The 14,367-nt window shown below is 53.6% G+C and carries 15 protein-coding genes; 5 read left to right on the plus strand and 10 right to left on the minus strand.

All coding sequences use genetic code 11. From position 1 onward, the window contains the following. The first annotated feature begins 94 nt into the window (after window positions 1–94). The gene (locus CE636_RS05180) at window positions 95–967 is read left to right on the plus strand and encodes a fructosamine kinase family protein (protein WP_004203150.1); all 873 of its coding nucleotides are present in this window, start codon (window positions 95–97) and stop codon (window positions 965–967) included. A 43-nt stretch (window positions 968–1,010) separates the two neighbouring features. On the opposite strand, the gene tonB is transcribed toward CE636_RS05180, so the two are convergent. Then, a complete protein-coding gene (tonB, locus tag CE636_RS05185; protein WP_017900776.1) occupies window positions 1,011–1,757 on the minus strand; it encodes a TonB system transport protein TonB in 747 nt (248 codons plus the stop codon). 210 nt (window positions 1,758–1,967) lie between these two features. On the opposite strand from tonB, the gene CE636_RS05190 reads away from it, so the two are divergent. Together CE636_RS05190 and CE636_RS05195 are read left to right on the plus strand one after the other, a co-directional pair. Then, window positions 1,968–2,264, plus strand: a complete 297-nt coding sequence (locus CE636_RS05190; protein WP_002910042.1) for a YciI family protein — start codon at window positions 1,968–1,970, stop codon at window positions 2,262–2,264. Between the two features lie 678 nt (window positions 2,265–2,942). Further along, window positions 2,943–3,590, plus strand: a complete 648-nt coding sequence (locus tag CE636_RS05195) for a YceI family protein (protein ID WP_164852348.1) — start codon at window positions 2,943–2,945, stop codon at window positions 3,588–3,590. Window positions 3,591–3,868: 278 nt separating this feature from the next. Here CE636_RS05195 and CE636_RS05200 read toward each other — a convergent pair whose 3' ends face one another. Beyond that, the gene (locus CE636_RS05200) at window positions 3,869–4,042 is read right to left on the minus strand and encodes a YciY family protein (RefSeq protein WP_023290120.1); all 174 of its coding nucleotides are present in this window, start codon (window positions 4,040–4,042) and stop codon (window positions 3,869–3,871) included. A 143-nt stretch (window positions 4,043–4,185) separates the two neighbouring features. On the opposite strand from CE636_RS05200, the gene cls reads away from it, so the two are divergent. Continuing rightward, a complete protein-coding gene (gene cls / locus CE636_RS05205; protein WP_004203158.1) occupies window positions 4,186–5,646 on the plus strand; it encodes a cardiolipin synthase in 1,461 nt (486 codons plus the stop codon). Window positions 5,647–5,680: 34 nt separating this feature from the next. Further along, window positions 5,681–6,010 (plus strand): HI1450 family dsDNA-mimic protein, encoded by a 330-nt coding sequence (locus CE636_RS05210; RefSeq protein ID WP_002910079.1) that lies wholly within the window; start codon window positions 5,681–5,683, stop codon window positions 6,008–6,010. Between the two features lie 63 nt (window positions 6,011–6,073). On the opposite strand, the gene CE636_RS05215 is transcribed toward CE636_RS05210, so the two are convergent. From CE636_RS05215 to CE636_RS05250, 8 genes are all read right to left on the minus strand, one after another. Beyond that, a complete protein-coding gene (locus CE636_RS05215) occupies window positions 6,074–6,901 on the minus strand; it encodes an ion transporter (RefSeq protein WP_004203160.1) in 828 nt (275 codons plus the stop codon). A 55-nt stretch (window positions 6,902–6,956) separates the two neighbouring features. Continuing rightward, window positions 6,957–7,961, minus strand: a complete 1,005-nt coding sequence (gene oppF, locus CE636_RS05220) for a murein tripeptide/oligopeptide ABC transporter ATP-binding protein OppF (RefSeq protein WP_002910083.1) — start codon at window positions 7,959–7,961, stop codon at window positions 6,957–6,959. Further along, window positions 7,958–8,971 carry an ABC transporter ATP-binding protein gene (locus tag CE636_RS05225; protein WP_004151853.1) on the minus strand — a complete coding sequence of 338 codons (1,014 nt, stop codon included), beginning with the start codon at window positions 8,969–8,971 and terminating at the stop codon, window positions 7,958–7,960. Before CE636_RS05225 ends, oppF begins: the two co-directional genes overlap by 4 nt. Window positions 8,972–8,982: 11 nt before the next feature. Continuing rightward, a complete protein-coding gene (gene oppC / locus CE636_RS05230) occupies window positions 8,983–9,891 on the minus strand; it encodes an oligopeptide ABC transporter permease OppC (protein ID WP_004145396.1) in 909 nt (302 codons plus the stop codon). Between the two features lie 14 nt (window positions 9,892–9,905). Further along, the gene (oppB, locus tag CE636_RS05235) at window positions 9,906–10,826 is read right to left on the minus strand and encodes an oligopeptide ABC transporter permease OppB (RefSeq protein ID WP_002910089.1); all 921 of its coding nucleotides are present in this window, start codon (window positions 10,824–10,826) and stop codon (window positions 9,906–9,908) included. An 85-nt stretch (window positions 10,827–10,911) separates the two neighbouring features. Then, window positions 10,912–12,546, minus strand: coding sequence for an oligopeptide ABC transporter substrate-binding protein OppA (gene oppA, locus CE636_RS05240; RefSeq protein WP_004203164.1), 1,635 nt, complete (start codon window positions 12,544–12,546; stop codon window positions 10,912–10,914). Between the two features lie 743 nt (window positions 12,547–13,289). Continuing rightward, window positions 13,290–13,937 carry a YchE family NAAT transporter gene (locus CE636_RS05245; RefSeq protein ID WP_017900774.1) on the minus strand — a complete coding sequence of 216 codons (648 nt, stop codon included), beginning with the start codon at window positions 13,935–13,937 and terminating at the stop codon, window positions 13,290–13,292. A gap of 213 nt (window positions 13,938–14,150) precedes the next feature. After that, the gene (locus CE636_RS05250) at window positions 14,151–14,336 is read right to left on the minus strand and encodes a hypothetical protein (RefSeq protein ID WP_032425908.1); all 186 of its coding nucleotides are present in this window, start codon (window positions 14,334–14,336) and stop codon (window positions 14,151–14,153) included. Between the last annotated feature and the right edge of the window lie 31 nt (window positions 14,337–14,367).

The following is a 14,367-nucleotide window of genomic DNA, read 5'->3' on the forward strand; positions in this document are numbered from 1 at the left end:
GCAACGGAAAGCGTCAGTTGTGCGTCAGTTCCAGGTTTACCCGGTAGTAATGCGCTAACCTTATGATATGGTGGAAAACATGGGGAGAGACAGCATGTGGCAAGCAATCAGTACTCTTTTACGCGATTGGCATACCGAAGACGCTGAAATCGAACTGAAAACCGAGCTGCCCGGCGGAGAGATCCATTCCGCCTGGCATTTGCGCTTCGGCGGCAAAGATTACTTCGTGAAATGCGACGAACGGGAACTCCTGCCTATCTTCACCGCCGAGGCCGATCAGCTGGAGCTGCTGTCGCGAAGCAAAACCGTTCGCGTACCGCAGGTCTTTGCCGTCGGCAGCGATCGCGACTACAGCTTCGTGGTCATGGAATACCTCCCTCCCCGTCCGCTGGATGCGCATAACGCTTTCCTGCTTGGCCAGCAGTTAGCCCACCTGCATCGGTGGAGCGATCAGCCGCAGTTCGGTCTGGATTTTGATAACGATCTTTCCACCACGCCGCAGCCCAACGCCTGGCAGCGTCGCTGGTCGGTGTTTTTTGCCGAGCAGCGTATCGGCTGGCAGCTGGAGCTGGCGGCGGAGAAAGGGTTGCACTTTGGCGATATCGATACCTTAGTCGATGTGGTACAGCAGCGGCTGGCCAACCATCAGCCGCAACCTTCGCTGCTGCACGGGGACCTGTGGTCCGGCAACTGCGCCTTAGGGCCGGATGGCCCCTACATCTTCGACCCGGCCTGCTACTGGGGCGACCGCGAGTGTGATTTAGCAATGCTGCCGATGCACCCGGAACAACCCCCGCAGATCTATGACGGCTATCAGTCCGTCTCGCCGCTACCGGCTGGTTTTCTCGAGCGTCAGCCGATTTACCAGCTTTATACCCTGCTGAACCGGGCGATATTGTTCGGTGGCCAGCACCTGGTGACAGTCCAGCAGGCGCTGGACGATGTCCTGATGGAAAAAACGCGTTAGACAAGGTTTACGGCGGACCTCACCGGTCCGCCGCCCTGCATTATCAGTTAATCTCGACGCCGTTGAGGCGGAATTTAATGGTCATCGTCACGCCGGTTCCCGGTCTTGCCTGCTCGTAACGCCATCTGCGCATCGCGCTTTTCACCTCGCGCTCGAACATATTCGCCGGCTGGGCGGAGAGGATCTGCAAATTATCAATTCGGCCATCTGGCGTAACGTCAAACTTCACCCGCACCGTCCCTTCAATGCGCAGCGCCTGAGCGCGCGCCGGATAGGTCGGCTGGACACGGCTGATGGCCCGCGGGCCGCTCGGGGCAGTGACGGTGGGTTTGGCCGCTGCGGAGGAGGTGCTCGGCGCGGTGCGCGCTGGCGTCGTATTGTTGTTTTCAAACGGTGAAGCCGGACGCGGCTCCGCTGCCGGCTTGACGTCCCGCTTAGGCTGCTCAACCTTTTTCTCCGGCTTGGGCTTCGGTTTAGGTTTGGGCTTCGGCTTAGGTTCTGGTTTATGGATCACCACCGGCGCCTCTTTCGGCGGCTCAGGGACCACCTCAGGTTCCGGCTCTGGTTCGGGTTCAACAACGGGCTGCACGACGGGTTGCGCCGCCGGGGGCGGCTCAAGATCGGCCGGCGCCACCATGGTGATCTCTATAGGCTGCGTCGGGGAAGGCTGTTCAATAACCTGATGTACCGAGGTATAAAGCAACCCCGCCACAACGGCACCGTGGATAGCCACGGACAGCAGCGTTGGCCACGGGAAGCGGCGAGGTAAATCAAGGGTCATTGCGCTCATAGTCGTTTCTGTTGAAAAATGATGCTCCGATTTTAAATGCAAATAGCAATCATATTCAATAAGCCGTCTTAACCTGAGTCAATTTTTGCCACCATTTGCGGAAAAAAGCCGCGTCGGCAGGGCATTCGGCGCCGGGGCGCATCTTTGCATTGCAGTCCATCGTCGTTTAACTTAACGTAATTCGCCTGTTTATTGATAAGGAGCTTTGCCGTGCTTTACGTTATCTACGCTGAAGATATCGCCGATTCTCTGGAAAAGCGGCTCTCGGTTCGCCCCGCGCATCTTGCGCGTCTACAACTTTTACATGATGAAGGTCGGTTGCTTACCGCCGGACCAATGCCGGCCGTTGACAGCAACGAACCGGGCGCAGCCGGATTCAGCGGCTCAACGGTAATCGCTGAGTTTGAATCGCTGGAAGCGGCTCAGGCCTGGGCCAATGACGATCCGTACATTGCAGCTGGCGTCTACCGCCAGGTCTCTGTTAAGCCATATAAGAAAGTATTTTGAAAATACCCTTTTCTTTTTCTGGTTAACCGCAAAAACACACCAGGCCATCAGATGAAAGGGCGCATTTTTCTACACAACATTAAAATGCCGCCCTTTTTAACCGCACGAAAGCGCTGGCTGTTATCCGCCTGAGATGCCTGGAAGATGAGCACATATCTTCCCCAGCGACGACATCATCGACCATCACCTCGCCTTTTGCGGCAACAGAAAATGCCGACCAAACGTCGACGCCGGGCATGATATTGAATGGCTAATATATTGAATAAGTCTGTGACAGAGATCTTGCATGGATCTATCGCTTGCTTTGCATGCCAGCGCATCCCGACATCGCCCGGTAAATCTTAAATACAGTTGAAAGAAGCTCGATAAAGAGAGAAGGATTCTCAGAAACAGATATTAACGCCTGGAGTAAATAAGCATGTATATCCGGTTCAGCTAGCATAGGACCAAATATCGCCTATCTTGCTGCATTCAGGATCGCGGTGACTGGAAAGCAACCGGAAATAAAAAATGCGCTGATCCGGGCACATCCCGTAGGGATGAACGTATAAAGATCACGTGACCAGATTTACATTGCAGAGGATTTTTTAATGCCTATTAATTTCGTTAGGTAAAATTCACGCGGAGTGATTGTAGGGTTATTATTGGTTGGTTAAAATATTTGAACGGGAATAACAAATGTTTTCAATAAGCCCTGCATTTTTTTGGGCTACCATTTATGCACCTGACGCTTATGAGGATTTTTGTATGAATACCCTGAAAAAAACCGCATTATTTTCTCTGCTTGCCTTATATATTCCTGTATCACAGGCCGCTGCGACAGAATATAGCCTGGATCCACAGCATACTTCGGTTGTTATTGCCTGGAACCATTTTGGTTTCTCTAACCCTACCGCCTATATCTCTGATGTTTCAGGGAAACTCTCTTTTGACAAAGATAACCCAGAGAAATCCTCTGTGCACGTCACGCTGCCAGTCAAAACCATTGATACGCATGTCAAAGCGTTAACGGATGAGTTTTTAGGCAAAGAGTACTTCGATGTCAAAACGTATCCTGAGGCAACCTTTCAGAGCACCCGGGTGGAAAGTAAAGGCGGCAATAAATATGATGTTGAAGGTAACCTGACCATTAAAGGCATCACCAAACCGGCAGTATTGCATGCCACCCTGAACAAGCAGGATATGCATCCGATGGTGAAAAAAGAGGCCATTGGTTTTGATGCCACTGGGGTAATAAAACGTTCAGACTTCAAGCTTGATAAATATGTTCCGGCGGTGAGTGATAACGTGACCATCACGTTATCTACGGAAGCCTATGCCAAATAAATTTACACCCACAAAAGCGGTGCATTTTAATCAGAGTGGTCACCCCGATAGTTAGCATGAAATTGAAAAACGATCGGCAACCCCGCGCCCTGTTCAGGCTTCTGCAGGGCGGTTTATGTCTGTCGCAGAATAAGGAGTTCTGTCGGTAATTCCCCGTCATACCCTGACAGACATCGCATAGATATTTTATTAGGCCACCTGGCGATGTTAAAAGGGAGTTCGGCGCAGGGCTGAGAAAACGACAACGGCACCGCGCACGGTGCCGTTAGCCTGCTCGCTTAACAGTCGGGGAAAATAAACAGCAGAGCATGACGCTGCCGTTTTACCAGCCCCTTTCTGATGGCGAGGATCCGCATATTGCGGCGTGATTGGGCTTCCAGCCAGCGCGCTTTACGGCGATTCACCTGTCTCAGCATGCGCCAGCGCCCTACTTCCGTTCTACTACGCTTCATTGCAACGACTCTACGAGTGAAAACAGCCCCCATTATAAACCTCTGCCTGCGGCTGACCACCGCTTTCGCTGCGTTTTTATTTGCCAGAAAAATACTGATGCGTAAACTCATCACATAACGTCATTCAAAAGGATTTTACATCTATGACAACCTTTTACACGGTGGTGAACTGGCTGGTCATTCTGGGGTACTGGCTGTTGATCGCCGGTGTAACATTACGAATTCTAATGAAACGCCGCGCTGTGCCGTCCGCGATGGCATGGTTATTGATAATTTATATTCTGCCGCTGGTGGGGATCATCGCCTATCTCTCCTTTGGCGAGCTGCATCTTGGCAAGCGGCGGGCAGAACGCGCGAGGGCGATGTGGCCTTCCACGGCCAAATGGTTAAACGACCTCAAAGCCTGCAAACATATCTTCGCGGAAGATAACAGCCCGGTGGCCGAGTCCCTGTTCAAGCTGTGCGAACGGCGCCAGGGCATTGGCGGCGTAAAAGGCAACCAGCTGCAGCTGCTGACGGAATCTGACGACGTCATGCAGGCCCTGATCCGCGATATTCAACTGGCTCGCCATAATATTGAGATGGTCTTCTATATCTGGCAGCCAGGCGGCATGGCCGACAGCGTCGCCGAATCGCTGATGGCCGCCGCCCGTCGCGGGGTTCACTGCCGGTTGATGCTCGACTCCGCGGGCAGTGTGGCTTTTTTCCGCAGCCCATGGGCGGCAATGATGCGTAACGCCGGCATTGAAGTGGTCGAGGCTCTCAAGGTCAATCTGATGCGTGTGTTTCTGCGCCGGATGGACCTGCGTCAGCATCGCAAAATGGTGATGATCGATAACTATATCGCCTACACCGGCAGCATGAATATGGTTGATCCCCGCTACTTTAAACAGGACTCAGGGGTCGGACAATGGATTGACCTGATGGCGCGCATGGAAGGCCCGGTGGCGACCTCGATGGGCATCGTCTACTCCTGTGACTGGGAGATCGAGACCGGAAAGCGTATTCTGCCGCCGCCGCCGGACGTCAATATCATGCCGTTTGAAGAGGCCAGTGGACATACCATCCACACGATCGCCTCCGGCCCGGGGTTTCCGGAAGATCTTATCCATCAGGCGCTGCTCACCGCCGCCTACGCGGCGAAAGAGCATTTGATCATGACCACGCCCTACTTCGTACCCAGCGACGACCTGCTGCACGCGATCTGTACCGCCGCCCAGCGCGGCGTGGACGTGAGTATTATTTTACCGCGCAAGAACGATTCGCTGCTGGTGGGCTGGGCCAGCCGGGCCTTTTTCACCGAGCTGCTGGCAGCAGGGGTGAAGATTTACCAGTTCGAAGGCGGCCTGTTGCATACCAAGAGCGTGCTGGTCGATGGCGAACTGAGTCTGGTGGGTACCGTGAATCTGGATATGCGCAGCCTGTGGCTCAATTTTGAAATCACGCTGGTCATCGATGACGCCGGCTTCGGCAGCGATCTGGCGGCGGTCCAGGATGACTATATCTCGCGCTCGCGCCTGCTGGACGCCCGTCGCTGGTTAAAACGTCCGCTGTGGCAGCGGATCGCCGAGCGACTGTTTTACTTCTTCAGCCCGTTGCTGTAAAACGTGCCCATCAGATACCGAATGAGTAGCAATCATGGATATGGATTTAAACAACCGTCTGACCGAAGACGAAACGCTTGAGCAGGCATACGACATCTTCCTCGAACTGGCGGCCGATAACCTCGACCCGGCGGACATCATTCTGTTTAACCTGCAGTTTGAGGAGCGCGGCGGCGCCGAGCTGTTCGACCCGTCTGCAGACTGGGAAGAGCATGTGGATTACGATCTGAACCCGGATTTCTTCGCCGAAGTGGTGATTGGCCTGGCGGATACCGACGGCGGGGAAATCAATGATATCTTCGCCCGCGTACTGCTGTGCCGCGAGAAAGATCATAAGCTGTGTCATATTCTGTGGCGTGAATAACGCTGACTAGCCAGTGAAAAGCCTGCCGCGTTCCTCCCGGCAGGCTTTTTTTATGCCGAGGGTTTACTGCGGTAACGCATGGCCACAGGCGTGACAAAACCGGGCGTTATCGTCATGGTGGCCCTGCTGGCACTGCGGGCATACCCGCTGCTGACGCCGCCGGTTCAGGGCGCTGGTCATATGGGTGGTGATAAGCCCGGTCGGAATGGCAATAATGGAGTATCCGATCAGGATGAGAATGGAGGCCAGGATGCGGCCCAGCGGTGTATGCGGCGTGATATCCCCGTAGCCGACGGTAGTGATGGTTACAATGGCCCAATAGACCGAAGCGTTGAGCGTGGTAAAACCATACTCTGGCCCTTCTATCAGGTACATTAACGAGCCGAAAATCACCATCACAATGGCGATAAACGAATAGAACAGGATCAGCTGATGGCGCGCGCTGACAATCGCCCGCCAGAACACATTGAGCGAAGGCATAAAGCGCAACAGTTTGAGAATACGCAACGCGCGGATCGCCCTCATTGCCCGCCAGGCAAAGACATAATTGAGGCTAATTTCCGGCCATAGCCACATCACGTACAGCGGCAGGATGGTCGCTAAGTCAATAAATCCCCAGAAGCTGAAAATGTAGTGGAGCGGATTGGGCCATGTCGCAATACGCAGCAGATACTCCAGGGTAAAGACCGCGGTCACCAGCAGCTCCAGCCAGACGAAAATATGCCATTCATCTAATGTCAGATGATATTGCGTGCCCAGCCCCGACTCGACAAATATCACCACCACGCTGAGCAATGCGAAAAGTCCGCACAGACCTTCAAAGCGGCGGCCGGAACGTCGGTTCTGATCGAAAAGTAAATGATAAAGCCGCAGACGAGCGGCAGAAAGCATACCCACTTCGTTAACCTCGCATAAAAAAAGGGCTGACCTGCGTCAGCCCCTGAGATTATAACGGGTCTACCTTAAGGCAGGAAACCGCATGGCGGAAGCTGCCTTCCAGCACCGGACGGGTTTTGGCGCACTCCGGTCCGGCGAGCGGACAGCGGGTGCGGAAGACACAGCCCGAAGGCGGATTAATCGGCGAGGGTAATTCGCCCTCCAGCAGTTGGATGGTTTTCGTTTTTTCGAGGTCCGGATCGGGGATCGGCACCGCCGACATCAGCGCTTTGGTATAGGGATGCAGCGGATTATGGTACACCTCATCGTAGGTTCCCAGTTCCACCGCATGGCCCAGATACATCACCAGTACGCGATCGGAGATGTGCTTAACTACCGCCAGATCGTGGGCGATAAATATCAGCGACAGTCCCATTTCACGCTGCAGCTGCTGCAGCAGGTTGACCACCTGGGCCTGGATGGACACGTCAAGTGCGGACACCGGCTCATCGCAGATAATCAGCTTCGGCTCGAGGATCAGCGCCCGCGCGATGCCGATGCGCTGACACTGACCGCCAGAGAACTCGTGCGGATAGCGGTTGATCAGGTTAGGCAACAGCCCGACTTTCATCATCATCGCCTTCACGCGATCGCGCACTTCCTGACGCGGCATCTTCGGATGATAGGTACGCAGCGGTTCAGCGATGATTTCTCCGATGGTCATACGCGGGTTCAGCGAGGCCAGCGGATCCTGGAAGATCATCTGGATATCGCTGCGCACGTCGCGCCACTCTTCCTGCTTCATGCCCAGCAGATCTTTACCCAACCAGGCCACTTTGCCATCGGTGGCCTTCACCAGGCCAATGATGGCGCGGGCGAAAGTCGATTTACCGCAGCCTGACTCCCCCACCACGCCGAGGGTCTCGCCTTCATAGAGACGCAGCGTCACGCCATCTACGGCTTTCAGCGTTTTCGACGGCTGCCAGAACCACTGTTTGCCATCTTTAATATCGAAATGCACCTTCAGGTCGGCAATTTCGAGCAGGACTTTTCGTTGTTCAGTTACGGCGTTCATAGCAGATCCCCCACCGGTTTAAAGCAGGCGCGCAGGCGACCTGGCGCGAAAGACTCCAGCGGCGGCGCGCTACTGCACTGTTCCATTGCATGCGGACAGCGCGGCTGGAATGGGCAGCCTTTCGGCAAACGCAGCAGGTTCGGCGGGTTGCCCGGAATGGTCAATAACGCATCGCCTTCGGCATCCAGACGAGGAACCGCATTCAACAGCCCAATAGAGTATGGGTGCGACGGCTGATAAAAGACATCGCGCGCCTGACCGTACTCCATGGTGCGGCCCGCATACATCACCAGCACTTTATCGCAGATCCCCGCCACGACTCCGAGGTCATGGGTGATCATAATGATGGCCGTATTAAATTCGCGTTTCAGCTCATTCAGTAACGTCATGATCTGCGCCTGCACAGTGACGTCCAGGGCGGTGGTCGGCTCATCGGCAATCAGCAGCCGCGGCCGGCACAGTAGCGCCATGGCAATCATCACGCGCTGGCGCATCCCGCCGGAGAACTCGTGCGGGAACATCTTCATGCGCTTGCGCGCTTCCGGCATTTTCACCGCGTCGAGCATCTTGACCGACTCTTCAAATGCTTCGGCTTTGCTCAGCCCCTTATGCAGCATCAGGACTTCCATTAACTGCTCTCCCACCCGCATATATGGGTTCAGAGAGGTCATCGGATCCTGGAAAATCATCGAGATTTGCTCGGCGCGCAGTTTGTTCAGCTCACGCTCGGGCAAATTGAGGATTTGCCGACCGTTAAAGGTGGCGGAACCCCCGATGCGACCGTTGGCCGCCAGCAGCCCCATCAGGGCGAAGGCGGTCTGCGATTTACCGGAGCCGGACTCCCCGACAATACCGAGCGTTTCGCCCGCCTGGAGGGTGAAGTTCAGATCATTGACGGCGGTGACATCGCCATCCGGCGTTTTAAAGGTGACGCGAAGATCTTTCACGTCCAGCAGCAGGCCGCTGTGACTCTGCGCTTGCGGCGCTTTTGCCGTTTCAATCATGGTCATGGCAGCGCTCCTTAGCGGTCTTTCGGGTCGAGGGCATCACGCAGACCATCGCCGATAAAGTTGAAACAGAACAGGGTCACCACCAGGAAACCCGCCGGGAACAGCAGCAGCCAGGGCGAGACTTCCATTGAGTTGGCGCCATCGCTGAGCAATGCCCCCCAGCTGCTGAGCGGCTCCTGCGTCCCCAGCCCCAGGAAGCTGAGGAAAGATTCGAAGAGGATCATACTGGGGACCAGCAGCGAGGCGTACACCACCACCACACCCAGCACATTAGGAACGATATGGCGCAGCACGATGCTCGCTGTGGAGACCCCGCCGACCTGCGCCGCCTCAATAAACTCTTTGCGCTTCAGGCTCAAGGTCTGTCCGCGTACGATACGGGCCATATCCAGCCAGGAGACCATGCCGATAGCGACAAAAATCAACAGGATATTCTGACCAAAAAAGGTCACCAGCAGGATAACGAAGAACATAAACGGGAAGGAGTTGAGGATCTCCAGCAGACGCATCATCACCGAATCCACTTTGCCGCCGAGATACCCGGAAAGCGAACCGTACAGCGTGCCGAGGATCACCGCCACCAGCGCCGCCGCCACCCCAACCATCAGCGAAATACGCCCGCCGATCGCCACGCGCACCAGCAGATCGCGACCGGAGGAGTCGGTCCCAAAGTAGTGGCCAGAGGCCATGTCCGGGGCATTGGACATCATGCCCCAGTCGGTATCGAAATAGGAGAATGACGACACCATCGGCGCGAAGGTCACGAACAGCGCAATGAGCACCAGCATAATCAAGCTGGTGACCGCGGCGCGGTTATGCATAAAGCGGCGACGCGCATCCTGCCAGAGGCTACGCCCCTCCACTTCCAGCTTCTCACTGAAGTTTTCCAGCGCCTCGCTATTTTTCTTACTTAACATCATGGCGAACTCCGGCTTCAGTAGCGAATCTTCGGATCGATAACGGCGTAAAGCACGTCAACGATGGCGTTGAACAGAATAGTCAGGGCACCCACGAGGATCGTCAGGCTGAGCACCAGCGAGTAGTCGCGGTTAAGCGCCCCGTTAACGAACAGCTGGCCAATCCCCGGCAGGCCGTAAATGGTTTCAATGACCATTGAGCCCGTAATGATGCCCACGAAAGCCGGCCCCATATAGGAGAGCACCGGCAGCAGCGCCGGCTTCAGCGCATGGCGCAAAATAATGCGGCGCATCGGCAGCCCCTTCGCCCGCGCGGTGCGGATAAAGTTAGAGTGCAGCACTTCAATCATTGAGCCGCGGGTAATTCGCGCGATGCTGGCGATATAGGCCAGGGAAAGCGCCACCATCGGCAGGATCATAAATTTCAACGCCCCGCCGTTCCAGCCGCCGCCCGGCAGCCAGTGCAGGGTAATAGCAAAGATCATCACCAGCAGAGGCGCCACCACAAAGCTCGGAATAACCACGCCGGTCATGGCTACCCCCATCACCGCATAGTCCCAGCGGGTATTCTGCTTCAAAGCGGCAATAACGCCCGCAGCGACGCCGATCACTACCGCCAGCAAAAAGGCAGCGAAGCCCAGTTTCGCCGAAACCGGGAAGCTGGCCGCCACCAGATCGTTGACCGAATAATCTTTGTATTTAAAGGAAGGACCAAAATCGCCATGCGCCAGCTGCTTCAGGTAATTGAAGTACTGCGTCATGATGGGGTCGTTTAAATGGTATTTTGCTTCAATATTCGCCATGACTTCCGGCGGTAGCGTGCGTTCCCCGGTAAAAGGACTTCCCGGAGCCAGACGCATCATGAAGAATGAAATGGTAATAAGAATGAATAGCGTCGGAATCGCTTCCAGACAGCGACGTAAGATAAATTTTAACATTGCCCGTACCTTCTGGCGTGTGCCTTTGCACTGCTCTCAAATAAGACACGATGGAGCGAGCACAGGCCCGCTCCACGTATTGCCATTAATGTTTGATAACGTAAAGGTCTTTGGTATAGACGTTATCCATCGGGTCTTTACCGGTGTAGCCACCGACCCACGGTTTCACCAGGCGGGCGTTAACGTAGTAATAGACCGGTACGATCGCGCTGTCTTTGTCCAGCTGCTGCTCTGCTTTCGCATAGGCTGCAGTGCGCTGCGCTTCATCGGATGCTTTCACGGATTCAGCCATAATCTTATCGAACGCCGGGCTCTTATAGTGCGCAGTGTTCATTGAGCTGTCTGAAAGCATGGTATTCAGGAATGAGGTTGGCTCGTTATAGTCGGCGCACCAGCCTGCACGCGCCACGTCATAGGTACCCTGATGACGGGTATCGAGGAACGTTTTCCACTCCTGGTTGACTAACTTCACGTCAATGCCCAGGTTTTTACGCCACAGCGAGGCGGCGGCAATCGCCAGCTTCTTGTGCAAATCAGAGGTGTTATACAGCAGGTTGAAGGTCAACGGTTTATCGGCGCTATAGCCGGCTTCGGCCAGCAGTTTTTTCGCTTCTTCATTCCGTTTTTCCTGCGACCAGGTAAACCATTCCGGCTCGGTCAGTTTCGCGCCATCGGTATACGGCGGGGTGTAGCCGTAGGCCGGCAGATCGCCCTGTCCTTTTACCTTATTGGCAATAATGTCGCGGTCCAGACCCAGCTTCAGCGCGGTACGTACGCGCACGTCGGTGAACGGTGCTTTCTGATTGTTAATTTCGTAGTAATAAGTACACAGATACGGGTCAACGTGCAGCTCGTTCGGGATCTCTTTTTTCAGTTTCTGGAAGAGCTCGATCGGCAGCTGGTTATAGGTCATATCCAGCTCACCGCTGCGGTAACGGTTAACATAGGTCACTTCAGAAGAGGTCGGCAGCCAGGTGACAGTGTTAATAACGGTTTTGGCATTATCCCAGTAATGCGGGTTGCGCTCCATGACGATACGTTCGTTGACCACCCAGTCTTTCAGGGTGTACGCGCCGTTGGTGACGATATTGCCAGGCTGCGTCCACTTCTCGCCAAATTTTTCAATCGCTGGTTTGTAGACAGGAGACATCGCCGGGTTAACCAGCAGTTTATAAAAATAGGGTACTGGCTCGCTGAGGGTGACTTCCAGCGTGTGGTCGTCAATGGCTTTTACGCCCAGTTCGCTCGGAGCTTTCTTGCCGTCAATGATTTCGTCGACGTTCACGATATGACCATACTGCGGATAGCTGGCATAAGGAGACGCGGTTTTCGGATCCACCAGACGCTGCCAGCTATAAACGAAGTCCTGGGCGGTCACCGGCTCGCCGTTAGACCATTTCGCATCTTTACGCAGATGGAAAGTCCAGACTTTGAAATCTTTATTATCCCAGCTCTCTGCCACGCCAGGGATCGGGTGGCCATCTTTCGGCGAGGTATTCAGCAAGCCTTCGAACAGGTCGCGGCTAATATTCGCCTCAGGCACCCCTTCGATTTTATTCGGGTCCAGCGATTGCGGTTCGGCGCCGCTATTTCGCACCAGCGTTTGCTTATCCGAAAGCTGCACACCGGCCGGGACATCCGCTGCCATAGCCATATTGCCGGCCATGAGTGCGGATAGCACTCCTGCGGCGATCAAACGTTTTTTAGTGATGATGGTCATTGTGTTGTAACTCCAGTCATTATAATTACTGGTTTTTTAACCAGCCTGTTTTTTTCCCGTTTAGGGGATCTGTCCAGCGCAGGAGTGTTTGCGATTGGCAGATTGCTATCACCGACTTATTTATTACGACCGCTCGAACGGCAGTCTTAACGTCGATTCGTTCCCCCTCGCTGGGGGGCAGTTCCGGCATAGCGAGATCATTAAAAATGATTCTCATTTACGCACATAATTCAGCAGACGATAACGGCGGAAAGTACCAAAAGGTAAACACCTCCGCCAATGCAATTTGCAAATATGTTACCGGATTCTCTTTTATTGCCGGCTTTGCCAGCGTTACTCGCGGTTGCCACAAAACACCGATAGAAAAATATCATTATTAATCATTTAGTTATGATGCTTTCACCAGCCAACATACTGATCAACGACCGCAAGATGATTTTTTGTACAAAAATTTAACAATAGATTACTTTTTAGCACATTCATCTACAGCCTTGTTAAAATTACTAATATCATTTCGATGATCCGACAGCAAGTACCAGAGAATGATGTGAAGAAAATAACATCACAGGATGGGGAGACGTGAGGGGAATGTTAAGAGGAATATTTCATATATTAATGAAAATTATGGAATTAATAGCGATATCGCAAAATGTTATTCCTACCGCCGGTTACGCGCTGGCTAATAGGTTTTGCTAATAATCGCGCAGGCGAGAAGGGAACCTACCCGCCTGCGTGGCAACCAGCTAACTCAGCAGCCCCGGAAAGAGCGCTTTAATCCCCGTCACAATAAACTCAATGCCAAGGGCCATCAGCAGCAGGCCCATAATACGGGTGATGACGTTGATCCCTGTCTGCCCTAGCAGACGCACCAGCCACGGCGCCATGCGGAAAATCCCCCAGCAGCAGAGGGCAAAGACGGCAATCGCCAGTGAAAAACCGACGAGGTGCACCCAGGAGTGATACCGCGTACCCCACACGATAGTGGAACTGATTGCCCCCGGTCCGGCCATTAGCGGTAGCGCGAGAGGAACCACGCCGATGCTCTCCCGCACCGCCGTCTCCGACTTCTCCTGCTTGTTCTGCTTATCTTCACCGAGCTTACCGCTGATCATCGACATCGCGATGGTCACCACCAGGATGCCGCCGGCGATACGGAATGAATCAATGGAGATACCAAAAATCTGCAGAATGCCATCGCCGAGAAACAATGACGTCAGGAGGATGATCGCCACCGACAGGTTGGCGGTCAGGTTGGTCTTATTGCGCACTGCTGCCGGTTGGTAGCTGGTCATACTAATGAACACAGGAATAATGCCCACCGGGTTAACCAGAGCAAATAAGCCGATGAAAAACTTGAAATATGCAGAAAAATCGAACAGTGATTGAGGCACAATGGGCTCCGCAGCATCATCAAAATTGGCGGTTGACTGTTAACAGCATAAAATAACTGCGCGAAACATACGCTTTTTGCATGCAATATTCATTATAAATATGCATAACCCGGTGATATGTATCGAATGTTAGCTATTTGTAGTTTTAATGCTAATCGTTTTTTTAATTTCAAAACCCTCCCATTACACTTGATCGAACCGGTCAAAAAGCAGTCAGCTGAAAGGTATCAGCAGTGCCAATACTTGATCTAAATCACGTAATTTGTACTCAGAAGTGAGTAATCTTGATGACACCAACAGAGTGGAAGGCAGCAGTACCTGAAAGTTAAAAAGATAAAGCTTTTTTAGTAAATCGGTAAAACAGCGTCCTGATTTTCCTACATAAACATTTACATGCAAGCTGTTTACAGCCTGTCTATAATGTCGAATC

The organism is Klebsiella sp. LY (assembly GCF_004010915.1).
GTDB classification, from domain to species: Bacteria; Pseudomonadota; Gammaproteobacteria; order Enterobacterales; family Enterobacteriaceae; genus Klebsiella; species Klebsiella quasipneumoniae.